At 69.4% G+C, this 26,776-nt stretch carries 23 protein-coding genes; 12 read left to right on the top strand and 11 right to left on the bottom strand.

Going from position 1 to position 26,776, the window contains the following annotated elements; translation table 11 throughout:
• The first annotated feature begins 1 nt into the window (after position 1).
• Positions 2–322 carry an Imm45 family immunity protein gene (imm45, locus tag QSJ95_RS18415; protein ID WP_285644386.1) on the top strand — a complete coding sequence of 107 codons (321 nt, stop codon included), beginning with the start codon at positions 2–4 and terminating at the stop codon, positions 320–322.
• Positions 323–513: 191 nt separating this feature from the next.
• Here the strand turns inward: imm45 and QSJ95_RS18410 are convergent, their stop codons facing one another.
• Complete coding sequence (locus QSJ95_RS18410) at positions 514–753, bottom strand: hypothetical protein (protein WP_064584754.1); 240 nt, start codon at positions 751–753, stop codon at positions 514–516.
• Positions 754–1,280: 527 nt separating this feature from the next.
• Between QSJ95_RS18410 and QSJ95_RS18405 the strand changes: the two genes are divergently transcribed.
• The 7 genes from QSJ95_RS18405 (at position 1,281) to QSJ95_RS18375 (ending at position 10,975) form a co-directional block, all read left to right on the top strand.
• Positions 1,281–4,892, top strand: a complete 3,612-nt coding sequence (locus QSJ95_RS18405; protein WP_285644382.1) for a DUF2339 domain-containing protein — start codon at positions 1,281–1,283, stop codon at positions 4,890–4,892.
• Complete coding sequence (locus QSJ95_RS18400) at positions 4,889–6,253, top strand: DUF3999 domain-containing protein (protein ID WP_069863099.1); 1,365 nt, start codon at positions 4,889–4,891, stop codon at positions 6,251–6,253. The genes QSJ95_RS18405 and QSJ95_RS18400 overlap by 4 nt, the downstream gene beginning before the upstream one ends.
• 134 nt (positions 6,254–6,387) lie before the next feature.
• Entirely contained in the window at positions 6,388–8,301 is a 1,914-nt protein-coding gene (gene estP / locus QSJ95_RS18395) for an esterase EstP (RefSeq protein WP_069863100.1), read from the top strand.
• A 169-nt stretch (positions 8,302–8,470) separates the two neighbouring features.
• Complete coding sequence (locus tag QSJ95_RS18390; RefSeq protein WP_043317922.1) at positions 8,471–9,481, top strand: class 1 fructose-bisphosphatase; 1,011 nt, start codon at positions 8,471–8,473, stop codon at positions 9,479–9,481.
• Positions 9,481–10,089, top strand: a complete 609-nt coding sequence (locus QSJ95_RS18385; RefSeq protein WP_285644380.1) for a DUF924 family protein — start codon at positions 9,481–9,483, stop codon at positions 10,087–10,089. Before QSJ95_RS18390 ends, QSJ95_RS18385 begins: the two co-directional genes overlap by 1 nt.
• 69 nt (positions 10,090–10,158) lie before the next feature.
• Positions 10,159–10,413, top strand: a complete 255-nt coding sequence (gene bamE / locus QSJ95_RS18380) for an outer membrane protein assembly factor BamE domain-containing protein (RefSeq protein ID WP_009613753.1) — start codon at positions 10,159–10,161, stop codon at positions 10,411–10,413.
• A gap of 1 nt (position 10,414) precedes the next feature.
• Positions 10,415–10,975, top strand: coding sequence for a lipocalin family protein (locus tag QSJ95_RS18375; protein WP_043317924.1), 561 nt, complete (start codon positions 10,415–10,417; stop codon positions 10,973–10,975).
• A 260-nt stretch (positions 10,976–11,235) separates the two neighbouring features.
• On the opposite strand, the gene QSJ95_RS18370 is transcribed toward QSJ95_RS18375, so the two are convergent.
• Entirely contained in the window at positions 11,236–12,600 is a 1,365-nt protein-coding gene (locus QSJ95_RS18370; protein WP_285644379.1) for a formimidoylglutamate deiminase, read from the bottom strand.
• 101 nt (positions 12,601–12,701) lie between these two features.
• Between QSJ95_RS18370 and hutC (QSJ95_RS18365) the strand changes: the two genes are divergently transcribed.
• Both hutC (QSJ95_RS18365) and QSJ95_RS18360 read left to right on the top strand, forming a co-directional pair.
• The gene (gene hutC / locus QSJ95_RS18365; RefSeq protein ID WP_276215193.1) at positions 12,702–13,454 is read left to right on the top strand and encodes a histidine utilization transcriptional repressor HutC; all 753 of its coding nucleotides are present in this window, start codon (positions 12,702–12,704) and stop codon (positions 13,452–13,454) included.
• The gene (locus tag QSJ95_RS18360) at positions 13,451–14,038 is read left to right on the top strand and encodes a HutD/Ves family protein (protein ID WP_285644374.1); all 588 of its coding nucleotides are present in this window, start codon (positions 13,451–13,453) and stop codon (positions 14,036–14,038) included. Before hutC (QSJ95_RS18365) ends, QSJ95_RS18360 begins: the two co-directional genes overlap by 4 nt.
• Positions 14,039–14,091: 53 nt before the next feature.
• On the opposite strand, the gene hutC (QSJ95_RS18355) is transcribed toward QSJ95_RS18360, so the two are convergent.
• The 9 genes from hutC (QSJ95_RS18355) to hutH all read right to left on the bottom strand — a co-directional run bounded on the left by hutC (QSJ95_RS18355) (position 14,092) and on the right by hutH (position 23,334).
• Positions 14,092–14,835 carry a histidine utilization transcriptional repressor HutC gene (gene hutC, locus QSJ95_RS18355; RefSeq protein ID WP_009613746.1) on the bottom strand — a complete coding sequence of 248 codons (744 nt, stop codon included), beginning with the start codon at positions 14,833–14,835 and terminating at the stop codon, positions 14,092–14,094.
• 23 nt (positions 14,836–14,858) lie between these two features.
• Positions 14,859–15,986 carry a histidinol-phosphate transaminase gene (gene hisC, locus QSJ95_RS18350; RefSeq protein WP_009613745.1) on the bottom strand — a complete coding sequence of 376 codons (1,128 nt, stop codon included), beginning with the start codon at positions 15,984–15,986 and terminating at the stop codon, positions 14,859–14,861.
• The gene (locus QSJ95_RS18345; RefSeq protein WP_173427893.1) at positions 15,983–16,780 is read right to left on the bottom strand and encodes an amino acid ABC transporter ATP-binding protein; all 798 of its coding nucleotides are present in this window, start codon (positions 16,778–16,780) and stop codon (positions 15,983–15,985) included. Before QSJ95_RS18345 ends, hisC begins: the two co-directional genes overlap by 4 nt.
• An 88-nt stretch (positions 16,781–16,868) precedes the next feature.
• A complete protein-coding gene (locus QSJ95_RS18340) occupies positions 16,869–17,540 on the bottom strand; it encodes an amino acid ABC transporter permease (protein WP_285644371.1) in 672 nt (223 codons plus the stop codon).
• Positions 17,537–18,199, bottom strand: coding sequence for an amino acid ABC transporter permease (locus QSJ95_RS18335; protein ID WP_009613739.1), 663 nt, complete (start codon positions 18,197–18,199; stop codon positions 17,537–17,539). The genes QSJ95_RS18340 and QSJ95_RS18335 overlap by 4 nt, the downstream gene beginning before the upstream one ends.
• A gap of 80 nt (positions 18,200–18,279) precedes the next feature.
• Positions 18,280–19,113, bottom strand: a complete 834-nt coding sequence (locus tag QSJ95_RS18330) for a transporter substrate-binding domain-containing protein (RefSeq protein WP_285644369.1) — start codon at positions 19,111–19,113, stop codon at positions 18,280–18,282.
• A gap of 101 nt (positions 19,114–19,214) precedes the next feature.
• On the bottom strand, positions 19,215–20,591 hold the full coding sequence (locus QSJ95_RS18325) for an FAD-binding oxidoreductase (protein ID WP_285644366.1): 1,377 nt from the start codon (positions 20,589–20,591) through the stop codon (positions 19,215–19,217).
• A gap of 9 nt (positions 20,592–20,600) precedes the next feature.
• Positions 20,601–21,794 (bottom strand): alpha-hydroxy acid oxidase, encoded by a 1,194-nt coding sequence (locus tag QSJ95_RS18320; RefSeq protein ID WP_285644364.1) that lies wholly within the window; start codon positions 21,792–21,794, stop codon positions 20,601–20,603.
• Between the two features lie 10 nt (positions 21,795–21,804).
• A complete protein-coding gene (hutH, locus tag QSJ95_RS18315; RefSeq protein ID WP_285644362.1) occupies positions 21,805–23,334 on the bottom strand; it encodes a histidine ammonia-lyase in 1,530 nt (509 codons plus the stop codon).
• Between the two features lie 422 nt (positions 23,335–23,756).
• On the opposite strand from hutH, the gene QSJ95_RS18310 reads away from it, so the two are divergent.
• Complete coding sequence (locus QSJ95_RS18310; RefSeq protein ID WP_285644360.1) at positions 23,757–24,725, top strand: isopenicillin N synthase family dioxygenase; 969 nt, start codon at positions 23,757–23,759, stop codon at positions 24,723–24,725.
• A 366-nt stretch (positions 24,726–25,091) separates the two neighbouring features.
• The gene (hutU, locus tag QSJ95_RS18305) at positions 25,092–26,771 is read left to right on the top strand and encodes a urocanate hydratase (protein WP_285644358.1); all 1,680 of its coding nucleotides are present in this window, start codon (positions 25,092–25,094) and stop codon (positions 26,769–26,771) included.
• Positions 26,772–26,776: the final 5 nt, after the last annotated feature.

Here is a 26,776-nt window from a genome sequence, read left to right as displayed (position 1 = left end):
TATGAAAGAGCCTGTTAAGCTTATTGACTCGAAGGATGCTGCTATCTGGCGTGGGAATGTTTTTCGGGTTAAGGGAAAGTATCCATATGAAGAGTGTGTTGATTTCATGGTCTTTGAGACTCTCTCTGAGGAGAGTCCTTATGGACTAATGGTGACGTCTGGGTACAAGGCTGGATTGATACTAGTCTATTTGCCTGGCGAAAGTTCTCATCCCACAGGTGGATTAGATAAGGGTTGGATAGTGGCAAACTGGAGTAAATGGATATATCCAGACTGTAGTGTGGCCGATGTATGTCTTTTGGATGGGTATGTAGTGGGTTAACTCGGTTCTATGAAGTAACTGAGAGTCTTGAGGGGAAGTAAAGCAAGAGAGCGAAAAGGGGGCGGATTTACTTCTTTTGCTCTAAAGCTGGCTGACTGTGCAGGATTAGAGAGCTGGAAATAAATCTCTTTTTTAGTCTGCGGAGCGAAGCGTCATCCGGCAACGGCGGATAACGCTTCGCGTTATGCGCCCTACGGTCGGGTGCGTTGCTCGGCGGCGGCGTACAGCCGCTCGGCGTCGGCCGCCAGGTATTCCAGCGCGCTGAAGGTGCCGTCCAGCACTTCCTCGGTGGGCGCGCCCAGGTCCGGCGCGCCGGCCAGCAGGCGCAGCAGGTTGACCAGGGCCGCCTGGCGGGATTGCGCGGCGTCGTAGAGCTCCGATGGGGCGGTGCTTGTCAGGGGATGGGGTAGCACTTGGGCTGCAAGGTTCATGGAGTGGGCCTCTTGTCTATGGGGTTTCCGCCTCCTGACGCCAATCAGGGAGGGCGGACCGTACAGGTTGGCGTACCGGGACAAGGAAACCGGCGCATCCGAAGATGCCCCGCACGGCCCGCCCATAACGCGGATGCAGCCATGCACGGCGCCGAGCGGATGCCCATGCGCCTTCTCTTGTCCATCGGGACGCCAATCCCGAGCCGCCCTGTTGAGCGGCCGAGCCACGTTAGGGCGCTACCCCAAGGCTGTCAATCGGAGGCGGCAAGAAAGCGGGGGAGCCGTATCGACAGGAGGCACGCGTCTCGGACAAGGAGGCGCTTCATGACCCTTGCCGATCTGCCCGGGCCCGACTCTCTCGCCCAGCCGATACTGCCGGCGCCTGCCGTTCCTTGTGCTTTGTGGCTGGCGTCCCGGCGCTGGCGTCATATCCTGTGGAATCAGGGTGCCTGCGCCGCGTGGGGCGATATACTCGGAGCCTTGCGCGCCGCTGGATGGGGGCGTTTCCCTTTCAAGGATGTGAATGCATGCAATGGATCTTCATGCTGATCGGCCTGGTGCTGGGCGCCGCCTGGGACGAGTCGATCACCGATGGCCTGGTGGGCGCCGGGGTGGGGCTGCTGTTCGGCCAGGCGCTGGCGCTGCATGGCCTGCAGCGGCAGAACGCGGCGTTGCGCCGGCAGCTGGAGCAGTTCGCCGAGCGGTTCGAGGCGGGTACCGAGGCGTTATACCAGCGCCTGCTGCGCCTGGAGCAGGGCGGGGCCGTAGCGCCTGTGCCGCCCGCCGAGCCGGCGGAGCCCGTCGTTGCGCCGGAAGCCGTCGCCGAGCCTGAGCCGGAGCTGGAATGGGAGATCGAGCTGCCCGAAGCGCAGGCGCCTGCCGCGACCAGCGCTGCGCCTGACTGGTCGTTGCAGCCCCAGGAGCCGCCGCCAGCCCCGATCCCGCCCGCCGTCGAAGTCCCCGTGGCGCGCGAAGCCCCGGCTTGGGAGGCCGAACCGGCCGCTCCATCCGGCCCGTCCTGGTTCGATCGTGCCTTCGGTGCCGCGCGCGACTGGCTGTTCGGCGGCAATACCGTGCTGCGCGTCGGCGTGCTGCTGCTGTTCCTCGGCCTGGCCTTCCTGCTGCGCTACGCCTCCGAGCGCGTGGTCGTCCCCGTCGAGCTGCGCTACATGGGCGTGGCCGCCGCCGCCATCGCCCTGCTGGCCCTGGGCTGGTGGCTGCGGCACAAGCGCGCGACCTACGGCCTGCTGCTGCAGGGCACCGGCATCGCGGTGCTGTATCTGACGGTGTTCGCCGCCATGCGCCTGCATCCGCTGCTGACGCCCGGCCAGGCCCTTGGCCTGCTGGTGGTGGTGACGGTGTTCTCCGCCGTGCTGGCGGTGCTGCAGGACGCCCTCGGCCTTGCCGCCGCGGCGGCCCTGGGCGGATTCGCCGCGCCCATCCTGACTTCCACCGGCGCCGGCAACCACGTCGCCCTGTTCAGCTACTTCGCCCTGCTCAACGCCGGCATCTTCGCCATCGCCTGGTTCCGCGCCTGGCGCCTGCTCAACCTGATCGGCTTCTTCGGCACCTTCGGCATCGGTTTCGCCTGGGGGCTGCGTTCCTACACGCCGGAGCTGTTCGCCAGCACCGAGCCCTTCCTGCTGCTGTTCTTCCTGATGTACGTGGCCATCGGCCTGCTCTTCGCCCGCCGCCGCCTGCGCGAGGCCGCAGGCCTGGAGGAGGGCGCCGGACGCGACGAGACGCTGCGCTGGTCGCTGCGGCAGACCGACTACGTCGACGGCACCGTGCTGTTCGGCGCGCCGCTGATCGGCTTCGGCCTGCAATACGCGCTGATCCGCCACCTGGAATTCGGCCCGGCGTTCAGCGCGCTGGCGCTGGGGCTGTTCTACATGGGCCTGGCGCGCCTGCTGGCCGGGCGCACCGCCGGCCGCGCCCTGCTGCTGGTGGAAGCCTGCCTGGCGCTGGGCGTGGTGTTCGGCAGCCTGGCCATCCCGCTGGGCCTGGACGCGCGCTGGACCTCGGCGGCCTGGGCCGTGGAGGGCGCCGGCGTCTACTGGCTGGGCCTGCGCCAGGGGCGGCGGCTGGCGCGGATGTTCGCGCTGCTGTTGCAGGTGGGCGCGGCCATCGCCTTCCTGATGGGCCTGCAACCGGGTGTGGATAAGCTGCTGGATGGCGCGCCACTGGGCGCGCTGATGCTCGGCGTGGCGCTGTTGTTCAGCTACTGGCAACTGCGCCGCCACGGCGACGCCGGCCTCTGGCCCTGGGAGCCGCGCTGCCAGCCGGTGCTGGCGGCCTGCGGCCTGGCCTTCCTCTACCTGATCGCGCCGCTGTGCTTTGCCGTGCCGGGCACCGCCATGGCCTGGGCGCTGGCTGGTTTGGCCACGGTGTTCGCCGCGCTGCGCCTGGGCTCGCGGACCTTCCTGTTCTGTGCCTTCGCCGTGCAGCTGCTCGGCGGCGCGCTGTTCCTCGCCGACCTGCGGGCGGCCGACGGCGGCGCCGGGGTGCTCGGCAGCGGCTGGACCGGCCTGTTCGGCGCCAGCCTGATCGGCCTGGCGCTGATCGCCGGGATGATCCTCGCCGCGCGCGACCCGCTGGTGCGCGACGACCGCCGGCTGATGCTCGGCCTCAGCGCGGTGCTGCTGGCCGGCCTGGCCTTCGTCAACCTGGCGGTGCTGTTCGTCCTGCCCTGGCGCAGCGCCGCGGCGGTATGGGCCGGCAGCGGCCTGCTGATCCTCTGGCTGAGCCTGGCCTTGCAGCAGCGCGCGAGCTTCGTGTTCGGCCTGCTGCTGCAGGTGCTGGGCGGCGCGGCGCTGCTGTTCGGCGGCTCGTCATTGTTCGCCGGGCTCTCCGGCGAGGGCCTGACGCCCCTGGCCCACAGCGGCTTCTGGTGCCCGGCGGTGCTGGCCCTGGCGGCGCTGGTCGGCGCCTGGCGCCTGCACCGGGCGGGGCAGGGCGGGCAGGCGCTGCAACTGGGGGCGCTGACCCTGGAACGGCTGTCGCAGTTGCTGCTGGCCTGGGGCGCTGGCTGGTGGGCGCTGACCGCGCTGTGCGAGATCGCCCGCTTCGTCCCGGCGTCGCGGCGCGAGCACGTCGCCCTGCTGGTGGCGGCCGTCAGCGTGGTGCTCTGGGCCTTCGTCGCCCGCCGCGAGCAGTGGCGGGCCCTGGCGCTCGCCTGCCTGGCCCTGGCGCCGGCGGGCGTATTGGCGCTGGCCAGTGCATGGCAGCCGGAGTACCAGCCGCTGGGTGAACTCGGCTGGCTGGGCTGGGGCGCGCTGTTCGTGGCGCACTTCTGGTCGCTCAGGCGCCTGGAACCGGTGCTGCCGGCGCTGCCCCTGCGCGGCGCCCACGTGCTCGGCTGCTGGCTGTTGCTCGCGGTGCTGGCGCTGCAGCTGCGCTACCTGTTCCTCGCCCTGGCCGAGCACTACAACGCCTGGCGCTGGCTGGGCTGGGCGCTGGTACCGAGCCTCTACCTGATCCTCATGGGCGCGCGCCGCACGCTGCCCTGGCCGGTGGCGGCCTTCCCCCGGGAGTACCGCGCCCTGGCCGCGGCGCCGGTGGCGCTGGCGCTGCTCGGCTGGTTCTGGCTGGTCAACCTGGTCAGCGACGGCGCGGCGCAACCGTTGCCCTACCTGCCGCTGCTCAATCCGCTGGAGCTGGGCATGCTGATCGTGTTGGCGGCGGTCTTCCAGTGGAGCCGCGAGGGCTTGCCGCAACTGGGCCTTGCCGGCGAACAGGTGCGCCTGCCGGCGCAGGCGCTGCTGGGCGCCTCGCTGTTCGCCCTGCTGACCCTGGCCGTGTGCCGCACCGCGCACCACTGGGGCGGTGTGCCCTTCGCCCTGGAGCCGCTGCGCGAGTCGATGCTGGTGCAGGCCGGGTTGTCCATCGTCTGGACGCTGATCGCCCTGGGCCTGATGGTCGGCGGCCACCTGCGCGGTCGGCGCGACCTGTGGATGGTCGGCGCGGCGCTGATCGGCGTGGTGGTGGTCAAGCTGTTCTTCGTCGAGCTGGGCAACAGCGGCAGCCTGGAGCGCATCGTTTCCTTCATCGGCGTCGGCGTGCTGCTGCTGGTCGTCGGCTATTTCGCCCCGCTGCCGCCGCACCGGGTGGCCGGGCAACAGGAGCAACCCCCCGCATGAAGCTGGCTTCCCTCATCCTCTGCCTGGCCGCCGGGCTGGCCCAGGCCGCGGAAACCCCCGCCGACTACCCGCAGCAGGTGCCCCTGCGCCTGCAGGGCGAAGGCCCCTGGTACCGCCTGCAACTGCCGATGAGCGTGCAACTGGCCGCCGCCCATGCCGACCTGCGCGACCTGCGGGTGTTCGACAAGGAGGGCGAGGCGCTGCCCTACGCGCTGAGCGCGGCGGCGGCGCAGGGCAGCAGCACCGCCCATGAGGCCGCGGCCCGGCTGTTCCCGCTGTACGGCGCCGAAGCCGACCCCGGCCGCCAGCCCGGCCTGCGCATCCAGCGCAGCACCACCGGCACCCTGGTGGAAGTGCTGCCCGACGCAACTCCCGTGCCAACGGGCGAGCGGCGCAGCGGCTGGCTTCTGGACGCTGGCGAGTCCGACTTCCCCTTCGAGCGCCTGGCCCTGGACTGGAGCAGCGAGGCCGAGGGCTTCCAGCACTTCCGCATCGAGGCCAGCGACGACCTGCAGCACTGGCGCAACTGGGGCGACGGCCAGCTCGCCCGCCTGAGCTTCAACGGCGAGCGCATGGACGTCAGCGAGGTGGCCCTGCCCGGGCAGAAGGCGCGCTACCTGCGCCTGTCCTGGCCGGCCGGCAACGCGGCGGTGACGCTCAAGGGCGCGCGCCTGCTGGGCCGCACCGACCAGGCCGCGAGCACGCCGCTGGTGTGGTCCGAGCCCATCGCCGGGCGCCGCGAGGCGGACGGCAGCTACCGCTGGGACCTGCCCCAGGCGCTGCCGCTGGAGCGGGTGCGTTTCGATCTCGGCACGGCGACGCAACACCTGATGGCGCCGGTGGCGCTGTCCACGCGCAACGCCGCGGGGCAGGGCACGCGCGAGGACTGGTACCCGCTGGCCCGCGGGGTGCTCTACGACCTGCCGGTGGATGGCCGCCAGGTGCGCCAGGACGAACTGCTGCTGGCCGGCCAGCCGGTGCGCCAGCTGCGCCTGGTCACCGACGCGCGCGGCACCGGCCTGGGCGACACGGCGCCCGACCTGCGGGTGGCCATGCGCGCCCGCGAGCTGGTGTTCCTGGTGCGCGGCAGCGCGCCCTACCAACTGGCCCTCGGCAAGCGCGACGCCACCTCCGCCAGCCTGCCGCTGAGCGTGCTGATCCCCGGCTACCAGCCGGACAAGCCGGCCCAGGTCGGCCAGGCCAGCCTGGACGGTGCCCTGCAGGCCGCCCCGGCGGAAGCCGCCAGCGCCGGCGACGGCAATTGGAAGCGCATCGGCCTGTGGGCCGTACTGCTGGGCGGGGTGCTGCTGCTGGGCGGCATGGCCTTCAGCCTGCTGCGCGGGCAGCGGGCTGGCCAATGAGCAAATACCGGGAAATGGAGAAATTACGCCAGCTTATGTAGGGAAATGCGTCAAGAACGCTACTCTGCGCGATTGTTCTGATACTGTTAACGGCGTTGCACTCTACCTATAAGAAAAAGCATGGAGTCAGCCGCATGATCAAACAGGTGCTTTCACCCCTGGCCGCCGCTTGCCTGCTCGGCATCGCCGGTCAGGCCCTGGCGTCACCTTCCCCGTATTCGACCCTGGTGGTGTTCGGCGACAGCCTCAGCGACGCCGGCCAGTTCCCCGACGCCGGCGGCCCCGCCGGCGCCTCCACCCGCTTCACCAACCGCGTGGGACCGACCTATCTGGACGGCAGCGGCGAGGTCTTCGGGCCTACCGCAGCGATGATCCTCGGCGGCAAGCTGGGCGTCGCCGCCGGCGACCTCGGCCCCTCGACCTCGCTGGTGAACGCCGCCGAAGGCCTGCCGGACGGCAACAACTGGGCGGTGGGTGGCTACCGCACCGACCAGATCTACGACTCCATCACCGCCGCCGGCGGCTCGGTGGTCAGCGCCAACGGCCAGACGCGCACCCGCGACGGCTACCTGGTCGGCCGCCTCGCCGACCCCAACGCGCTCTACTACCTCACCGGCGGCGGCAACGACTTCCTGCAGTTCCGCATCACCGACGACCCCTCCGCCCGCGCCGCCGCCGGGCGCCTGGTGGACAGCGCCCAGGCCCTGAGCCAGGCCGGCGCCCGCTACATCATGGTCTGGCTGCTGCCCGACCTGGGCCTCACCCCGGCCACCAACGGCACCGTCCTGCAGAGCTTCGGCACCCAGCTCAGCGGCATTTTCAACGAAGAGCTGGTCAGCCAGTTGGCCAGCAGCGGCGCCAACGTGATCCCGCTGAACATCCCGCTGATGCTCCAGGAAGTGCTGGCCGACCCCGGCGCCTATGGCCTGGCCACCGGACAGAACCTGGTGGGCACCTGCTTCAGTGGCAACAGCTGCCCGGAAAACCCGGTCTACGGCCGCCACGGCAGCAGCCCCGACCCGACCAAGCTGATCTTCAACGATGGCGTGCACCCGACCATCGCCGGCCAGACGCTGATCGCCGATTACGCCTACTCGGTGCTGTCCGCGCCCTGGGAGGCCACCCTGCTGCCGGAAATGGCCCACGGCACCCTGCGCGCCTACCAGGACGAGCTGCGCAGCCAGTGGCTGGCCGACTGGGAGAACTGGCAGGGCGTCGGCCAGTGGCGTGGCTTCGTCACCGGCGGCGGCCAGCACCTGGACTACGACGACCAGGACAGCGCCGCCAGCGGCGACGGCTTCGGCTACAACCTGACCCTGGGCGGCTCGTTGCGCCTGGACGACGCCTGGCGCGCCGGCATCGCCGCCGGTTTCTACCGGCAGAAACTGGAGGCCGGCGCCGAGGATTCCGACTACAAGCTCAACAGCTACCTGGGCAGCCTCTTCGTGCAGTACCAGCAGGATCGCTGGTGGGGCGACGCCGCGGTGACCGGCGGCTACCTCGACTACGACGAGGCCAACCGCAAGTTCGCCATCGGCCCGCGCACCGTCGAGGAGAAGGGCGACACCAACGGCAACCTGCTCGCCTTCAGCGGCCGGATCGGCTACGACATCGCCCAGGGCGGCGAGGCCTGGCACCTGTCGCCCTTCGTCAGCGCCGACTGGGCGCGGGTGAAGGTGGACGGCTACGACGAGGGCAACGCTTCCACCTCGCTGTCGTTCGACGAGCAGAAGCGCTATTCCCGCCGCCTTGGCGTGGGCCTGCAGGGCAAGTACGCGCTCAGCGAGCAGACCCAGCTGTTCGGCGAAGTGGCGGTGGAGCGTGAATACGCCGACGACACCCAGAACATCGGGATGGCCTTCACCAGCCTGCCGGCCAACGGCTTCACCCTGCAGGGCTACACCCCGCAGAGCCACCTGCAGCGCGCGACCCTGGGCTTCGCCCAGAAGCTGACCCCGGAACTCTCGCTGCGTGGCGGCTACAGCGCGCACCGCAGCGACGACGACCTGCAGCAGGGCGTGAGCCTGGCGCTGAGCCTGGACTTCTAAGCCAGGCACGCCAGCAAGCCGCCGCGACTGACGGCCGCAGCGACGAGGGAACCGACCACCGGCGGCGCGCTCCAACCTCAGGACGGACGCGCCGTACGGGAGGCGGCGTGGCCGATTCCACGCTAGAATGCGCGCAGTTTTTTTCCTACCTCTCCCCCGGAGCCCTTCCATGTCCCGCGTTACCCTCAGCCGCTACCTCATCGAGCAGACCCGCAGCCACAACACCCCGGCCGACCTGCGCTTCCTCATCGAGGTGGTGGCGCGTGCGTGCAAGGAAATCAGCCATGCCGTGTCCAAGGGCGCCCTGGGCGGCGTGCTGGGCAGCATGGGCACCGAGAACGTGCAGGGCGAGGTGCAGAAGAAGCTGGACGTGATGTCCAACGAAATCCTCCTGGAAGCCAACGAGTGGGGCGGCCACCTGGCCGGCATGGCCTCCGAGGAGATGGACAACGCCTACCAGATCCCCGGCAAGTACCCCAAGGGCGCCTACCTGCTGGTGTTCGACCCGCTGGACGGCTCCAGCAACATCGACGTCAACGTCTCGGTCGGCACCATCTTCTCGGTGCTGCGCTGCCCCGAGCAGCACCTGAGCCAGAACGACAGCCTCAACGAGCAGGCCTTCCTCCAGCCGGGCACCAGGCAGGTCGCCGCCGGCTACGCCATCTACGGCCCGCAGACCATGCTGATGCTGACCCTCGGCGACGGCGTCAAGGGCTTCACCCTGGACCGCGAGCTGGGCAGCTTCGTGCTCACCCACGACAACATCCGCGTGCCGGAAAGCACTGCCGAGTTCGCCATCAACATGTCCAACCAGCGCCACTGGGAAGCCCCGGTGCAGCGCTACGTCAGCGAACTGCTGGCCGGCAAGGAAGGCCCGCTGGGCAAGAACTACAACATGCGCTGGATCGCCTCCATGGTGGCCGACGTGCACCGCATCCTGACCCGCGGCGGCATCTTCATGTACCCGCGCGATGCCCGTGAGCCGGAGAAGCCCGGCAAGCTGCGGCTGATGTACGAGGCCAACCCGATGTCCTTCATCATCGAGCAGGCCGGCGGCGCCGCCACCAACGGCACCCAGCGCATCCTCGACATCCAGCCGGATTCGCTGCACCAGCGCGTGGCCGTATTCCTCGGTTCGAAGGAAGAGGTCGAGCGCGTCACCGGCTACCACCAGGCCTGATGAGCGCGGTATCCGCCTGGCAGGCGTTGCTCGACTGGTGGTTCGGCGACGCCCTGCGCGCCAGCGACGTCGCCGCCCAGCGCAATGGCCTGTGGTTCGGCAAGAGCGCCTGCGAGGACGTGGCCTCGGATAACCGCTTCGGCGGCCTGGTGCGCCAGGCCCTGGACGGCGGGCTGGCCGACTGGGCCGGCTCGGCCCAGGGCTGGCTGGCGCTGATCCTGCTGCTGGACCAGTTGCCGCGGATGATCTTCCGCGACACGCCGCGCGCCTACGACGGTGACGCCCGCGCCCAGGCGCTGGTGCGCCGCGGTCTTGCGGCCGGGCTGGACCGCCAGTTGCAGCCCATCGAGCGGGTCTTCGTCTACCTGGTGCTGGAGCACGCCGAGGACCTGGCGCAGCAGGAGCAGGCGGTACAGCATTTCGCCGAACTGCACGAGCAGGCCGCCGAGGACGACAAGGCGCTGTTCGCCGATTTCCTCGACTACGCCGAGCGCCACCGCGCGGTGGTCGCGCGCTTCGGCCGCTTCCCCCATCGCAACGCCATCCTTGGCCGCGAGTCCAGCGCCGAGGAAGTCGCCTTCCTCAAGGAACCCGGCTCGCGTTTCTGACTCCAAGGGTGCGTTTCGCGTGGCCTGTGCCACGCTTGTCCAATGGACCATCCGACAATGGAGTTGCCCATGTCCTTCCGCCGTATCGCCCTGATCGCCGTCTGCATCGCCATGGCCGCCTGCAGCAAGCTCAACCAGGAAAACTATTCCAAGCTCAAGGCCGGCATGGACAAGGCCGAGGTAGAGGCCCTGCTCGGCAAACCCACCGAGTGCTCCGGCGCGCTGGGCGTGTCCAGCTGCACCTGGGGCGACGACAAGACCTTCATCAGCGTGCAGTACGCCGGCGACAAGGTGCTGATGTTCTCCGGCCAGGGCCTGAAGTGAGATGAACGCCGCGCTGCGGGTGCTCGCCGCCGTCGCGCTGGCCGGCATCGGCGGCTGCGCCGGGCACGCCGAGGAGCGGCCGCAAACGATGCAGGTCGACCCGCAGCGCTACGCCGGCACCTGGTACGAGCTGGCGCGCAAGCCGATGTTCTTCCAGCGCGCCTGCCTGCAGTCCGAGGCCCACTACAGCGTGCGCGCCGACGGCAGCATCGGCCTGCGCAACCGCTGCCGCACCGCCGACGGCAGCTGGAAGCAGGTGACCGGCACGGCCACCCCGCAGACGCCGGGCAGCACCGATGCCTTCTGGGTGCGCTTCGATAACTGGGCGTCGCGGCTGCTCCCCGGCGTGGTGCGCGGCGACTACCAGGTGCTCTACGTCGACGAGGACTACCAGACCGCACTGGTCGGCAACCGCGACCGCGACCACCTGTGGCTGCTGGCGCGGCAGACCAGCCTGCCGGAGGCGACGTTGCGTCGTTTGTTGGCCGAGGCCAATCGCAAGGGGTATGACACCAGCGATCTGATTTGGCGGAGCAAGGATAGTGCGATCGCGGGGAATTGAGGGACGGTGCCTGCCGGTAACGCAGGCGCGCTACTTCACCTCCGCTCCCTCTCCCTAACCCTCTCCCTGAAGGGAGAGGGGACCGTTGGGCAGGGCTGGGTGTTTTAGAGTCAGCCGGCGACGCCGGAGGTGTCCGGCTGAAACCCTTCCATCTCTCGGCACGGACTAGCCCCCTCTCCCTTCAGGGCGGGGCGCGCAGCCGAGGGCTGGGGAGAGGGAAAGAAGGTTGGTCTAGACGACGAAGCCACCGGCTGCCCCCATCACCCCAACAACTCCCGCAACACCCCCGCAAACTCCCCGGCGCTCTGCTCTTCCAGCGCATGCCGGCGCTCCCGCACCACCCACTGCCCGTTGACCATCACATCGCGCACCTGGCGGTCGCCGCCGGCGAACAGCCAGCGGTTGAGCAGTGTCTCGGGCTTGGCCGTAGCCAGGTAGGGATCGTTGCCGTCGAGCACCAGCAGGTCGGCGCGGCGGCCCGCGGCCAGTTCGCCCACCGGCTGGCCCAGGGCCTGGGCGCCGCCCACAAGGGCCGCTTCGTAGAGCGTCTGGCCGACGTTGGGCTGGTCGCTGCGGTACAGGCGGTTGCGCTTCTGGTCGCGCAGGCGCTGGCCGTATTCCAGCCAGCGCAGTTCTTCCACCACGCTCAGCGACACGTGGCTGTCCGAGCCGATGCCCAGGCGCCCGCCGCGGGCCAGGTAGTCCACCGCCGGGAAGATGCCGTCGCCGAGGTTGGCCTCGGTGGTCAGGCACAGGCCGGCCACGGCGCCGCTGGCGGCCATGGCGGCGACTTCGTCGGGCTCGGCGTGGGTGGCGTGGACCAGGCACCAGCGCTCGTCCACCTCGATGTTGTCGTACAACCACTGCAGCGGCCGGCGCTGGCTCCAGGCCAGGCAGTCGTCGACTTCCTTCTGCTGCTCGGCGATGTGGATGTGGATCGGTCCTTCGCTGCTGTCGGACTCCAGCACCTCGGTGATCTGCTGCGGCGTCACCGCGCGCAGCGAGTGGAAGCACAGGCCGACGCGCTGCGCCGGTTGCGCCGCCAGGCGCGGCTGCAGGCCGTGGATCAGTTCGAGGTAGGCGTCGGTGCCGTTGATGAAGCGGCGCTGGCCTTCGCTGGGCGGCTGGCCGCCGAAGCCGGAATGGCTGTAGAGCACCGGCAGCAGCGTCAGGCCGATGCCGGCCTCGCGTGCGGCCTGGCTGACGCGCAGCGCCAGCTCGGCCGGCTCGGCGTAGCGCTGGCCATCCAGGTCGTGGTGCACGTAGTGGAATTCGGCGACGCCGGTGTAGCCGGCCTTGAGCATCTCGATGTACAGCTGGCGGGCGATGACCTGCAACTGCTCCGGGGTGATGCGGCCGACCAGGCGGTACATCAGTTCGCGCCAGGTCCAGAAGCTGTCGTTGGGGTTGCCGGCCACCTCGGCCAGGCCCGCCATGGCGCGCTGGAAGGCGTGCGAGTGCAGGTTGGGCATGCCCGGCAGCACCGGCCCGCGCAGGCGCTCCGCGCCCTCGGCGCCGGCGTTGGCCTCGACCCGCGCCAGCAGGCCGTCGGCGGCAACCTCGAAACGGACATCGCGGGCCCAGCCGGAAGGGAGGAGGGCGCGTTCGGCGTAATAGGCGGGCATAATCATGCTCCTGCACGCATGGACTTATTTGTATATACATATACAGATGTTCTGGGCGTGCGTAAACTGTCGCCAAGGTCATCCCGCCAAGGAGCGCTCCGATGCCGAACCCACAACCCTCGTCCTTGCCGTTGGCCGCCCAGCTCGGAGAGACGCCGGCGCCGCTCTACGCGCGGGTCAAGCAGATGATCACCCAGCAGATCGCCAGCGGCACCTGGCCGCCGCACTACCGGGTGCCGTCGGAGAGCGAACTGGTCGCCGAGCTGGGCTTCAGCCGCATGACCATCAACCGGGCGTTGCGCGAGCTGACTGCCGAGGGCCTGCTGGTCCGCATGCAGGGTGTGGGCACCTTCGTCGCCGAGCCCAAGGGCCAGGCGGCGTTGTTCGAGGTGCACAACATCGCCGACGAGATCGCCAGCCGTGGCCACGCGCACCGCGCCGAGGTGATCGTCCTCGACGAGGTCAAGGCCGGCCCCGAGCACGCCATGGCCCTGGGCCTGCGCGAGGGGCAGAAGCTGTACCACTCGCTGCTGGTGCACTTCGAGAACGGTGTGCCGGTACAGATCGAGGAGCGCTACGTGAACCCGCTGGTGGCGCCGGAGTACCTGGGGCAGGACTTCACCCGCAGCACGCCCAACGCCTACCTGATGGCGCTGGCGCCGATGACCGAGGGCGAGCACGTGGTCGAGGCGGTGCTGGCCAATGCGGCCGAATGCAAGCTGCTGAAGATCGAGCGTGGCGAGCCCTGCCTGCTGATCCGCCGGCGCACCTGGTCGGGCCGCCAGGTGGTGGCCAGCACCCGCCTGCTGTATCCCGGCTCCCGTTACCGACTCGAGGGGAAATTCGAACAATGATCCACCTGCTGCGCGCCGCCGATTACCCGTGCATGCCCTGGAAGAATGGGGCCGGCACCACGCTGGAGATCACCCGCGACAGCGGCGCCGGCCTGGCGGGCTTCGGCTGGCGCCTGTCGATCGCCGACGTCGGCGAGTCCGGCGGTTTCTCCCGTTTCGACGGTTACCAGCGGATCATCACCGTGCTCGAAGGCGCCGGCATGCGCCTGCACGTCGACGGCGTGGATTCGCGGCCCTTGCTGGCGCTGGACCCGTTCGCCTTCAGCGGCGACAGCCATGTGGAGTGCACGCTGCTCGATGGCGCCATACGCGACTTCAATCTGATCTACGCGCCGCAGCGCTACGACGCGCGCCTGCACTGGCTGCGGGTGAATGGCGAGCAGCGCCTGTTCGCCTCGTCCGGCATCTGGCTGCTGTTCAGCGCCGGCGAGGGCCTGCGCGCCAGCCTGGACGGCCATGACTGCGGCGTCCTGGGGCGCCACGACTGCCTGCGCATCGAGGGTAACGAAGGCCTGGCCGAGCTGCTGCTGGAGAGCGACGGCCCGGTGAACTGCTGCCTGATCGAGCTGAATGCCAGGGCTTGACCGCGCGGGGCGCGCCGACATTGCCACTGTTACGTACTGGATCAGGCGTTCGCTCAGCCCGCGCCGTGCCCGGCCTTGACCGGCAGGCGGCTGCCCAGGCGATAGCGCGACGAGGGGTGGACGAAGCGCACGAAGGTCACCGCCTTGCCCCGGACCCAGGTGCGGCGCATCAGCACCAGGCAGGGCTCGTTGCCTTCCAGTTCCAGCAGCTCGCTTTCCGCCGGGTTCGGCAGCACGGCGTCGACGATGTGCTCCATCTCGTCCGGCGCGATCACGTTGAGCAGGTACTGCGAGGGTTGCAGTTCGTCGTCGAAGCGCTGCTGCAGCAACTCGGGAATCAGCTCCGGGTTCACGTAGCGGTCTTCCAACTGCACCGGCACGCCTTCCTCGCAATGCACACAGGTGACATGGAATACCGAGCTGCCGGTGGGCAGCGATAGCGCCGCCGCCACCGGCAGCGAGGCGGCTTCGCGGGCGAGAGTGACCAGCCGGCACTCGTAGCGATGACCGCGGGCGCGCACCTCGTCGGCGAGGTTGGCGATCATCAGCAGGTTGGACTGCGGCTTGCGGTCGGCGACGAAGGTACCCACCCCCGACAGCCGCACCAGGTGGCCTTCGGCGGTGAGTTCGCGCAGGGCGCGGTTGACCGTCATGCGCGACATGCCCAGCTCCACCACCAGTCGGTTCTCCGAGGGGATCAGGTCGCCGGGTTTCCACTCGCCCGAGCGCAGCTTGTTCTCGACGAAGGACTTGGCCTGCCGATAGAGGGCTTGCGGGATGCTGGGCTTGGCGGTCATGGAGGTGGCTCCGGGGCGGCGGATCAGGCGGGCGGCGCGGGTTGCGCGAGGGCCCGGTCGAGGGCCTGGAGGAACAGGTCGTTGTCCTCGCGGGTGCCGACGGAAACGCGCAGCCAGCGAGTGTAACCCGGTTCGCGCCAGGGTTTGACGATCACCCCCTGGCGCAGCAGGGCCTGGTTCAGGTCTTCGGCCTCGAAGGGCGTGGCGAAGAACAGGAAGTTCGCCCGCGATGGCGCCGGCAGCAGGCCCCGCTCGCGCAGCGCCGCGTCCAGGCGGCGGCGTTCGACGGCGACGTGCTCGAGGCTGGCGCGCAGGTGCGCCTGGTCGGCCAGCGCGGCGATGGCGGCGGCCTGGGCCGCGCGATTGACGTTGAAGGGCGTGCGCAGGCGGTCGATCAGCTCGGCCAGGTGGGCGTCGCCGGCTACCCCGTAGCCGATGCGCAGTCCGGCCAGGGCGTAGGCCTTGGAAAAAGTGCGCAGCAGTACGTAGGGTTTGCCGCTGGCCTCCAGCATGGCCAGGCAGTCGGGGTAGCCGGGCTCGTCGCGGGCGTACTCGTGGTAGGCCTCGTCGAACACCAGCAGGCAGTGCGCCGGCAGCCCTTCGAGGATGCGCTGCAGTTCGTCGGCCCGCAGGGTACAGCCCACCGGGTTGGACGGGCAGGCGAACATCAGCAGGCGGGTGCGCGGGCCGAGGGCGGCGATCAGGCCGTCGACGTCGATACCCATGTCCGCTGTCATGGGCACGCCGCGCACTTCGGCGCCGGCGGCGCGTGGGTAGATCAGGTGCAGGCCGAAGGATGGCAGCACGGTGAGCACCTCGTCGCCATGGTCGAGGAACACCCGGCTGATGATCCCGAGCAGGTCCTCCGAGCCGTTGCCGAACACCAGGCGCTGGCCGTCCACCTGCAGGTGCTCGGCCAGCGCGGCGCGAAGCTCGCCGCAGCTGGCGTCGGGGTAGAGCGCGCATTGCCCGGCAGCCTCGGCCAGAGCGGCGGCCACCGCAGGCGCGGCGCCCAGCGGGTTTTCGTTGCTGCCCAGCTTGGCGATGCGGGCGAGGCCGAAGCGCTGGCGCACGGCGTCGCTGGACAGGCCGGCGTTGTAGCGGGCGAGGCCACGTACTTCGGCGCGGGCGAGAGAGTCGAGGTAGGTCATGCGCGGGCCTCTTCTTCTTTCAGGTCCTGCCAGAAGGCATTGCGGTCCAGGTAGTTCTGCAGGAACTGCTGCAGGCGGGGGTGCCGGGTGTCGTGGAAAACCTCGCGCGGCGAGCCCTTGGCGACGATGCGGCCCTGGTCGAGGAAGACCACGGTGTCGGCGACCTGGGCGGCGAAGCCCATCTCGTGGGTCACCACCACCATGGTCATGCCGTCGGCGGCCAGCGCCTTCATCACCTGCAGCACCTCGCCCACCAGCTCCGGGTCCAGCGCCGAGGTCGGCTCGTCGAACAGCATGATGTGCGGCTCCATGGCCAGCGCGCGGGCGATGGCCACACGCTGCTGCTGGCCGCCGGAGAGCTGTGCCGGGTAGTTGTCGGCCTTGTGCGCCAGACCGACCTTCTCCAGCATCGCCAGGCCGCGGCGCCGGGCCTCGTCGGTCGGCTGCCGGCGCACCCGCAGCAGGGCCTCGGTGACGTTGCCCAGCACGCTCATGTGCGGCCACAGGTTGAACTGCTGGAAGACCATGCCGACGTTGCGCCGCACCTGGTTGATCTGCGCGCGGCTGGCCAGCTTGCGCCGCGGGCCGGGCTGCCAGCCGAGCAGCTGGCCCTCGATGAATACCTCGCCGCTGTCGTACTGCTCGAGGAAGGCCATGCTGCGCAACAGGGTGCTCTTGCCGGAGCCGGAGGGGCCTATCAGGCACACCACTTCCGAGCGCCGCACGTCCAGGTCGATGTCGTGCAGCACCTGCAGCTGGCCGAAGTGTTTGCCGACGCCGCGCAGCTTGAGAATGGGTTCGCCGGCTGCGCCGGTGCTGGGGTCGTGTTGCATGGGATGCACCTCGATGGCGGGGCCGTATGGGCGTACCGGGGTGTTCATGTCAGGCCTCCTGGCGCTGCAGGAAGCGCCCGACGCGCGCTTCCAGGGTCAGGCCCAGGCGCGAGCAGAGTTCGATGAGCACGAGATAGCCGATGCACAGCACCAGCAGTGTCTCGACGAAGGCGAAGGTCTCCGAGCCGATGCCGGTCAGCACCATGGTCAGTTCCGGGATGGTGATGATCGACAGCACCGCGGTTTCCTTGCACAGGATGGTGACCAGGTTGACCAGCGCCGGCAGGATGATCACCAGCATCTGCGGCAGTTGGATGCGCAGGATGCACTGCCAGCGGCCGATACCCAGGCACTCGGCGGCCTCCAGCTGGCCCGGCGGCACCGACTGGAAGCCGGCGCGGAAGATCTCGGCGAAATACACGCTGCCGTACACGCCCAGGCCAAGGATGCCGGCGCTGATCGGTTGCAGGTCGAGGCCGAAGGACGGCCCGCCGTAGTACAGCAGGAACAGCTGGACGAGGAAGGGCGTGGCGCGGATCAGTTCGATGAAGGCACGCAGCGGCGCGCGCAGCCAGGGCCCGCCGAACAGCTGCAGGATGGCGATCAGCAGGCCCAGCAGCAGGCCCAGGGCGACACCGGCGCTCCAGGTCTGGAAGGTCACCAGCAGGCCATCGCCGATCTCGCCCAGGCGGCTGGTGATGATGCTCGGCTCGAAGGTCATGCCAGCCCCCTTTGCAGCCGCCGTTCGAGCAGGCCGCCGCAGAACGCCAGGGGGATATTGATCAGGCAGTAGAAGGCGGCCAGCACCAGGTAGGTCTGCAGGAACAGGTAGTTGCTCGCCGCCAGGTTCTGTGCGGTGCGCGTCAGGTCGGCAAGGCCGACCACCGAGACCAGCGAGGACGCCTTGATCAGCAGGATCATTTCGTTGAGCAGGGCCGGCAGGGTCAGGCGCACCGCTTGCGGCACCTTGATCCGCAGCAGGATCTGCCAGGCCGATATCCCCAGCAGGTGCGCCGCTTCCAGCTGGCCGCCGGGAATGGCGAGGAAGCCACCGCGGAAGATCTCGGCGATGTAGGCGCCGGCCGCCAGGGCCAGGCCGATCACCGCCGCCACCAGGGGCGAGACGTTGGGCAGGCCGATGCGCGGCAGGAAGTAGTAGATGAACAGCAGCTGCACCAGCAGGGGCACGCCGCGGAACACGAAGATGTAGGCGCCGCCGAGGCGGCGCAGCAGTGGACGTGGCGACAGGCGCAGGGTGCAGACGCCGATGCCGATGACGAAGCCGATGCCCAGGCCCGCGAGGGAGACCCCGAGGGTGGTCAGCAGGCTCGCGGCCATCAGCGGCAGGCTCTGCAGCAGGGTGGGCCAATCGAAGATCATTGCCGGTCTCCTGCGCCGCTTGGCGCATCGCAAGGCGGAAGACGGGGGCGTGCCCCGGCCGGGCACGCCGCCGCCCAGGATTACCAGGTGGGCTCGAAGTCACCCTGCGGAGTCTGCATGGCCGCGCCCAGCCACTTCTTCTGCAGCGCGGCCAGGCGGCCGTCGGCGTGCAGCTTGGCCAGGGCCTGGTCGAGGGCCTGGATCAGGCTGGCGGCGTCGTCGTCCTTGCGGCCCAGGTAGGCGAAGTAGGACTTCTTGCCGAACGGTGGCTGCACCACGGCGAATACCTGCGGGCGCTGGGCGGCGACGTAGGAGATGTTCGGCAGCGAGTTGGCCACCGCGGCGATGCGCCCGGCGGCGAGGTCGGCATAGGCCTGATTGTTGTCCACGTATTCGCGGATGGTCACCTTCTGCGGCAGGGTCGCAGCGAAGGTCTTCAGCTCCTCCAGTTGCGCGGAACCCTTGCCGGCGCCGACGGTGAGCCCGGCGATGTCCTCGGGCTTGGCGATCTTGTCGTTGCGCGCGCTCCTGAGCAGCGACACCGTGGCCTCTGCGATGGGGTCGACGAAGCGGTAGCGCTCCTTGCGCGCCTTGGTGACGATGATGGGCCCGGCGACCACATCGAACTTCTTCGCCTCCAGGCCGGGCAGCACGCTCGGCCAGGGCAGGTCGATGAAGCGCACCTTCACGCCCAGTTCGTCGCCCAGGGCCTTGAACAGTTCGGCGTTCAGGCCCTGCTGCTTGCCGTTCTCGAGGAAATCGAAGGGGGCGAACTGCATTTCCGTTCCCACCACCAGTTCGCCGGCTTTCTTCACGTCGGCCAACTGGTCGGCGTTGGCCTGCGGGGCTAGGGCGAGGATCGCGGCGGCGCCGAGGGCGGCGAGGGTCTTGCCAAGCACGGGGTTGAAGCGCATCGGGTAACTCCTTCGTTGGGCGGACAGTTGTCGTTCTTGTGCAACGGCAGAGCAGCAGCAAATGTGCCAATCAACAGGGGCATGGGCCGGTCTGCGCCGGTTCACCCCAGCAGCTTGCCGGGGTTGAGGATGCCCCTGGGGTCCAGGGCCTGCTTGAGCTGGCGCATCACCTGCAGGGCCTCGGGGCTTACCGAGTGGTGCAGGAATTCGCGCTTGAGCAGGCCGATGCCATGTTCGGCGGACACCGAGCCGGCCATTTCGCCGACCGCGGCATAGACCAGCTCCTCCACTTCCAGCACCGGCGCCGGCTGCGGCAGCGCGCGGCAGTCCAGGGTGAGGTGCAGGTTGCTGTCGCCGATGTGGCCGAAATACAAGCTGCGGTTGCCCGGCCAGCGCGCCTGCAGGCGCTCGCGGCAGCTCTCGACGAACTCGCCGATGCGGCCGATCGGCAGGCTGACGTCGAAGTTCAGCGGTTGCAGGCGGTTGGGGAATTCCCCGGTGGCCTCGCGAACTTTCCACAGCTGGCGAGCCTGGGCGTGGGAACGGGCGATCACCGCGTCGACCACCTCGCCGGCTTCGAAGGCGCCCTGCAGCGTGCGCTCCAGGGCCTGGCCGGCGGCGCTGGTGTCGAACAGCGCATACAGCGGATGGTGGTCGGCCAGCGGCGCCTCGGCGTTTTCCAGCCAGGACACGCCGAGGCGGTAGAAGTCCTGCCACATCAGCTCGTAGGCCTGCGGCGTGCCCAGCTCGCGCTGCACGCGGCGCAGCAGGGCGACGGCGCTGGCGTAGTCGGGCAGGGCGCAGAGGCTGGTGGTCTGTTCGCCGGGCGGCGGCGCCAGCTTGAGCACCGCGCGGGTGATCACCCCGAGGGTGCCTTCGGAGCCGATGAAGCACTGTTTCAGGTCGTAGCCGGTGTTGTTCTTGATCATCTTGTTGAGCAGGTTCAGCACCCGCCCGTCGGCCAGCACCACCTCTAGGCCCAGGACCAGATCGCGGGTCATGCCGTAGCGGATCACCGCATTGCCGCCGGCGTTGCAGGCGATGTTGCCGCCGATCTGGCAGGAGCCGCGCGCGCCCAGGTCCAGCGGGAACAGCAGGCCGGCCTCGAGGGCGGCCTGCTGGATGGTCTCCAGGCGGGTGCCGGCACGGACCGTCAGGGTCGAGGCGGCGCTGTCGAGTTCCTCGATACCCTCCAGGCGCTCCAGCGACAGGGCGATGTCCTGGGGGCGCGGCACGGCGCCGCCGGCCAGGCCGGTCATGCCGCCCTGGGGCACCACGCCCTGGCCGCGTTCGTTGCAGATGCGCAGGGCCGCGGCGACCTGCCCGGTGTCGCGTGGCAGCAGCAGCGCCGCGGGGCAGGCGGGGGCGTGGCGGGTCCAGTCGCTGTGGTGGCGCGGATTGATCGCGGCGCCGGTGAGCACGGCCTTGTCGCCAAGGGCCTGGCGCAGCAACTGGAGGGTCTGTTCGAGCTCGCTCATGGGGCTTGCCTATGCGGGGAGTGGGGCTGGCGTGGCGCGCAGCAGGCAGGTGGGGTCGACTTCGGCCAGGCGGCTGCGTCCGAGCAAGGCCAGGGCCAGGCGCAGTTCCTGGTGCAACAGGTCCAGCGCGTGACCGGCGCCGGCGCTGCCACCAAGGGCCACGCCATACAGGGTGGCGCGGCCGAGCAGCACGGCGTCGGCCCCCAGGGCGCAGGCCTTGAGGATATCGGCGCCACGGCGGATGCCGCTGTCCAGCAGGACCGCCAGGCGGCCCTTGACCGCCGCGGCGATGGCCGGCAGGCAGTCGACGCTGGCCGGCGCGCCGTCGAGCTGGCGGCCGCCGTGGTTGCTGACCACCACCCCATCGAGGCCCAGCTCCGCGCAGCGCCGGGCGTCGCCGGCGTCCAGCACGCCCTTGAGCAGCAGGCGGTGTGGCCAGCGTTGGCGCAGGCGTTCCAGGGCGTTCCAGTCCAGCGCGGTATCCATCTGCTGGCCGATGAAGTGCGCGGCGCCAGCGGCGTTGCGCCGGTTCGCCGGCAGGTAGGGCGCGAGGTTGGCCATTTGCGGCATGCCCTGCGGCCAGAGCGCCTGCAATAGCCAGCGTGGGTGGCGCAGCACGTCGAGGCGGTTGCGCCAGGTGAGGTGCTGCGGACGGCTGAAGTTGCGCCTGTCCCATTCCCGGTTGCCCAGCAGCACGGCGTCGCCGGTCAGCAGCAGGGTGCGGCAACCGGCGGCCTCGGCGCGCTGCAGCAGGTCGTCCTGGATGCCGGGGTCGCGCAGGCAGTAGAGCTGGAACCACAGTTCGGTGCCGGGCGCCGCGGCGGCGACTTCCTCCAGCGAACTGGTGGCCACCGTGCTGAGCGTGAAGGGCAGGCCGCGCTCGCCGGCGGCACGGGCCAGGTGCAGGTCGGCGTCGCGGTACAGCATGCCGTTGTAGCCGCTCGGGCCTATGCCCAGCGGCAGCGGCAGTTCGCCGCCGAACAGGGGGCGGCGCAGGTCGGGCGCCGCGCAGGGCACCAGGGTGCGCGGCAGCAGGCCGAGTTCGGCGAAGGCCTGGCGGTTGCGCCGCAGGGTCAGCTCGTCTTCCGCGCCGCCGTCGAGGTATTCCCAGGCGAAATACGGCAGGCGCCGGCGGGCCATGGCGGCCAGCTCGGCGATGCTCTGCGCGCGGCGGAAGTCGGGGCCGGTCTGGTAGCGGCGCATATGCGGCGGCTCAGGCGTACAGCGCGCCGGGGGCGAGCCAGCGAGCGAAGGCGCCGTCCTCGACCCAGGCCCGCGCGGCGGCGATGTCCGGGGCGAAGTAGCGGTCCTGGTCGTAGGCCGGGACCTGGGCGCGGATCATCTTCAGCACTTCCTGCAGCTGCGGCGAGCTTTGCAGCGGCGCGTGGAATTCCACGCCCTGGGCGGCGGCCAGCAGCTCGATGGCGACCACCGCCGAGCTGTTGCCGGCCATGTCCTGCAGGCGGCGCGCGGCGAAGGTGGCCATGGACACGTGGTCTTCCTGGTTGGCCGAGGTCGGCAGGCTGTCCACCGAGGCCGGGTGGGCGAGGGTCTTGTTCTCCGAGGCCAGGGCTGCCGAGGTCACCTGGGCGATCATGAAGCCGGAGTTGAGCCCGCCTTCCCTGACCAGGAACGCCGGCAGGCCGGACAGCGCCGGGTCCACCAGTTGGGCGATGCGCCGTTCCGACAGGGCGCCGATCTCGGCGATGGCCAGGGCCAGCACGTCGGCGGCCATGGCCACCGGCTCGGCGTGGAAGTTGCCGCCGGAGAGCACGTCGCCGTCGGCGCTGAACACCAGCGGGTTATCCGACACCGCGTTGGCCTCGCGCAGGAACACCCCGGCGGCGAAGCGCAGGTGGTCGAGGCAGGCGCCCATCACCTGGGGCTGGCAGCGCAGGGAGTAGGGGTCCTGCACGCGCTTGCAGTCGATGTGCGACTGGTTGATCTGGCTGTCGTGCAGCAGCTCGCGGTAGAAGGCCGCCACGTCGATCTGCCCGGGCTGGCCACGGACCGCCTGGATGCGCGCGTCGAAGGGCACGTAGGAACCCTTGAGCGCTTCCACCGTCAGGCTGCCGGCGACCACCGCCGAGACGAACAGCTTCTCCGCCGCGAACAGCCCGCGCAGGGCCAGGGCGGTGGACACCTGGGTGCCGTTGATCAGCGCCAGGCCTTCCTTGGGCCCTAGTTCCAGCGGCTCCAGGCCGGCCACTGCCAGGCCTTCCACGGCGTCCATGACGCGGCCCCGGTGGCGTACCTGGCCGACGCCGATGAGCGCCGAGGACATGTGCGCCAGCGGGGCCAGGTCGCCGGATGCGCCCACCGAGCCTTGCGAGGGAATGCACGGATAGACCTGGGCGCGGTACAGCTTGAGCAGCCCGTCTATCACCTCCCTGCGCACACCGGAGAAGCCGCGGGCCAGGGAGGCGATCTTGAGCGCCATGACCAAACCGACGGTGGCATCGTCCAGCAATGGGCCGGTGCCGGTGCAATGGGAGAGGATCAGGTTGCGCTGCAGCCTGGCCAACTGGTCGCCGGGAATGGACGTGCGCGCCAGCAGGCCGAAGCCGGTATTGATGCCGTAGACGGTGCGCTGGCTGGCGATGATCGCGGCCACCGTGCGGGTGCTGGCTTCGATGTCGGCCTGGCAGGCGGGGTCGAGACCGATGTCGGCCTGGTGCTGGTGGATCAGGCGCAATTGGTCGAGGGTGAGTTGGCCTGGGGCGATGAGCACTGTATCGGACATGGGTTGTTCCTGAAGCGTGTACGGCGGCTGCCGCGGGCGGGATGCTATCGGCATGTTTTCCTGTATATACAGGACAGGCAATTCGTGGGCCAATCTTCCCGACCCCGGCGTGGCAGAGGCATCTCCCGGCGCTTCTGCGGTTTTCCGGCTGCCGTTCGTGTCACCTAAGGTTGCACCTGCGTGGGGCCGCTGTGTGCTAAGTGCACAACCGAAGGGCGCGTAGCGCACCGACTTCATTGGCTCCTGGAGGGCCCGTAGCGTCGTTCGCCAGCCTTGTCTCCGGGCTGTCGGGGCGAAGGCCATGTGTTGGGCATATTCTGTGCTTTAGCTGTATATACCGCTTCTCGTGGCGGCATTCCGCGGGCCCCGCCCGTTCCGATAACCCTAGCTGCCGGATGCGCCGGCGTCGTCCAGGAGTCCCCATGAGTCAGAACCTTTCCATTCCCGTGGTCGACATGGCTGGCGTGGCCGGGGGCGACGCTGTAAGCCTGCTGCGTGCCGGGCAGGCGATCCAGCGCGCCTGCACCGAGATTGGCTTCTTCTATATCGTCAACCATGGTGTGCCCCAGCAGGTGATCGACGAGGCCATGGGCGCGGCGCGGGAGTTCTTCGCGCTGCCCTTGGAGGTGAAGGTGCAGGTGGCGGTGAATGCGCGCCATCGCGGCTTCCATCGTATCGGCGGGGCGACCATGTATCAGGCCACGAAGCCGGACCTGAAGGAGTTCTTCAGCATCGGCCTGGAACTGGCGGAAGACGACCCCTGCGTGGTGGCCGGCGAGGCCCTGCGCGGGCCCAACCAGTGGCCGGCGTTCCTGCCGCGGCTGCGCGCCGCGCTGGAGGCCTACTACGCCGCGGTCGGCCGGGCCGGCGCCGACCTGCTGCGCGCCGTGGCGGTCAGCCTGGGGATCGACGAAGACTTCTTCGCCGGCAAGTACCACAAGCCGCTGCAGCGGACCCAGGCCATCTACTATCCACCGCACCCGCCCATGGCCGAGGCCGACCTGTTCGGCGTGGCCCCGCATACCGATTACGGCTGCATCACCCTGTTGTACCAGGACGACAGCGGCGGCCTGCAGGTACGCGAGTTGGGCGGCCAGAGATGGGTGGATGCCACGCCCCTGGCCGGCAGCCTGGTGGTGAACGTCGGCGACCTGCTGGCGCGCTGGTCCAACGACCGCTTCCGTTCGACGCTGCACCGGGTCATCAACAAGTCCGGTCACGAGCGCTACTCCATCGCCACCTTCTTCGACCCCAACTACCAGGCGCTGGTCGATCCGCGCGACCTGGGCATCGGCGACGCGCAGAGCCTCTACCCGCCGGTGAAGGCCGGCGACTACATCCTCAGGCGCATCGACGAATCCATGGCCTACAGGAAAAAGGTACAGGCCTGAGCGGCCCGCCGGTCGATAGCCTTTCCCGGTCATCCGTCGCCCGGGGCGGATGACGCTCCGCGTTGTTACCCGACGATGCCCCGCAACGGGGCGCCGTGCTTCAAAAAGTGTCACCGGCTCCGTTGTGGGTAACACTTCGCCCGTCCATCCCAGCGCTCCCGCACACCGCCAAGGTCCGCCTGCAGCCCAGCAATGGCGCAGTCCAGAGCCCTTTCAGAGAGATTCATGACGGCCGCCGACAAGGTTGGCCCCTCTCATGCATATGCTTGTATGTACAAGCTTATATGTGTGCGGACGTCCTGGGCGTCCGCACACCGAACCCGCCGCCAGGCCGGCCCGTCAGTCAACCGAGTCAGGAGTCATCCCGTGAGCAACTCGAACAACAAATTCCGCGACGTCGAAATCCGCGCCCCGCGCGGCACCCAGCTGAACGCCAAGAGCTGGCTGACCGAAGCCCCGCTGCGCATGCTGATGAACAACCTCGACCCGGAAGTCGCGGAGAACCCCAAGGAGCTGGTGGTGTACGGCGGCATCGGCCGCGCCGCGCGCAACTGGGAGTGCTACGACAAAATCGTCGCCACCCTTAAAGAGCTGAGCGACGACGAGACCCTGCTGGTGCAGTCCGGCAAGCCGGTCGGCGTGTTCAAGACCCACGCCAACGCCCCGCGCGTGCTGATCGCCAACTCCAACCTGGTGCCGCACTGGGCCACCTGGGAACACTTCAACGAACTGGACGCCAAGGGCCTGGCCATGTACGGCCAGATGACCGCCGGCAGCTGGATCTACATCGGCAGCCAGGGCATCGTCCAGGGCACCTACGAAACCTTCGTCGAAGCCGGCCGCCAGCACTATGACGGCAACCTCAAGGGCCGCTGGGTGCTGACCGCCGGCCTGGGCGGCATGGGCGGCGCCCAGCCGCTGGCCGCGACCCTGGCCGGCGCCTGCTCGCTGAACATCGAGTGCCAGCAGAGCCGCATCGACTTCCGCCTGCGCAGCCGCTACGTCGACGAACAGGCCAAGGACCTGGACGACGCCCTGGCGCGCATCGCCAAGTACACCGCCGAAGGCAAGGCCATCTCCATCGCCCTGCTGGGCAACGCCGCCGAAATCCTCCCGGAGCTGGTGCGCCGCGGCGTGCGCCCGGACATGGTCACCGACCAGACCAGCGCCCACGACCCGCTCAACGGCTACCTGCCGATCGGCTGGACCTGGGAGCAGTACCGCGACCGCGCGCAGACCGAGCCGGCCGCCGTGGTCAAGGCCGCCAAGCAGTCCATGGCCGTGCACGTCAAAGCCATGCTCGACTTCCAGAAGCAGGGCGTGCCGACCTTCGACTACGGCAACAACATCCGCCAGATGGCCAAGGAAGAGGGCGTGGCCAACGCCTTCGACTTCCCCGGCTTCGTTCCGGCCTACATCCGCCCGCTGTTCTGCCGTGGCATCGGCCCGTTCCGCTGGGCCGCGCTGTCGGGCGACGCCGAGGACATCTACAAGACCGACGCCAAGGTCAAGGAGCTGATCCCCGACGACGCCCACCTGCACCGCTGGCTGGACATGGCCAAGGAGCGCATCAGCTTCCAGGGCCTGCCGGCGCGCATCTGCTGGGTCGGCCTGGGCCAGCGCGCCAAGCTCGGCCTGGCGTTCAACGAGATGGTCCGCAGCGGCGAGCTGAAGGCGCCGATCGTGATCGGCCGCGACCACCTGGACTCCGGCTCGGTTGCCAGCCCGAACCGCGAGACCGAGGCCATGCAGGACGGCTCCGACGCCGTGTCCGACTGGCCGCTGCTCAACGCCCTGCTGAACACCGCCAGCGGCGCCACCTGGGTTTCGCTGCACCACGGCGGCGGCGTGGGCATGGGCTTCTCGCAGCACTCGGGGATGGTGATCGTCTGCGACGGCACCGACGAAGCCGCAGCGCGCATCGCCCGCGTGCTGACCAACGACCCGGGCACCGGCGTGATGCGCCATGCCGACGCCGGCTACCAGATCGCCATCGACTGCGCCAAGGAACAGGGCCTGAACCTGCCGATGATCACCGGCAAGTGAGCGGA

It is taken from the genome of Pseudomonas sp. NBRC 100443, assembly GCF_030268185.1.
Taxonomy (GTDB): Bacteria; Pseudomonadota; Gammaproteobacteria; order Pseudomonadales; family Pseudomonadaceae; genus Pseudomonas; species Pseudomonas citronellolis.
Note: the sequence above shows the minus strand (reverse complement) of the source record. Positions and strands in the feature narration are given on the sequence as shown.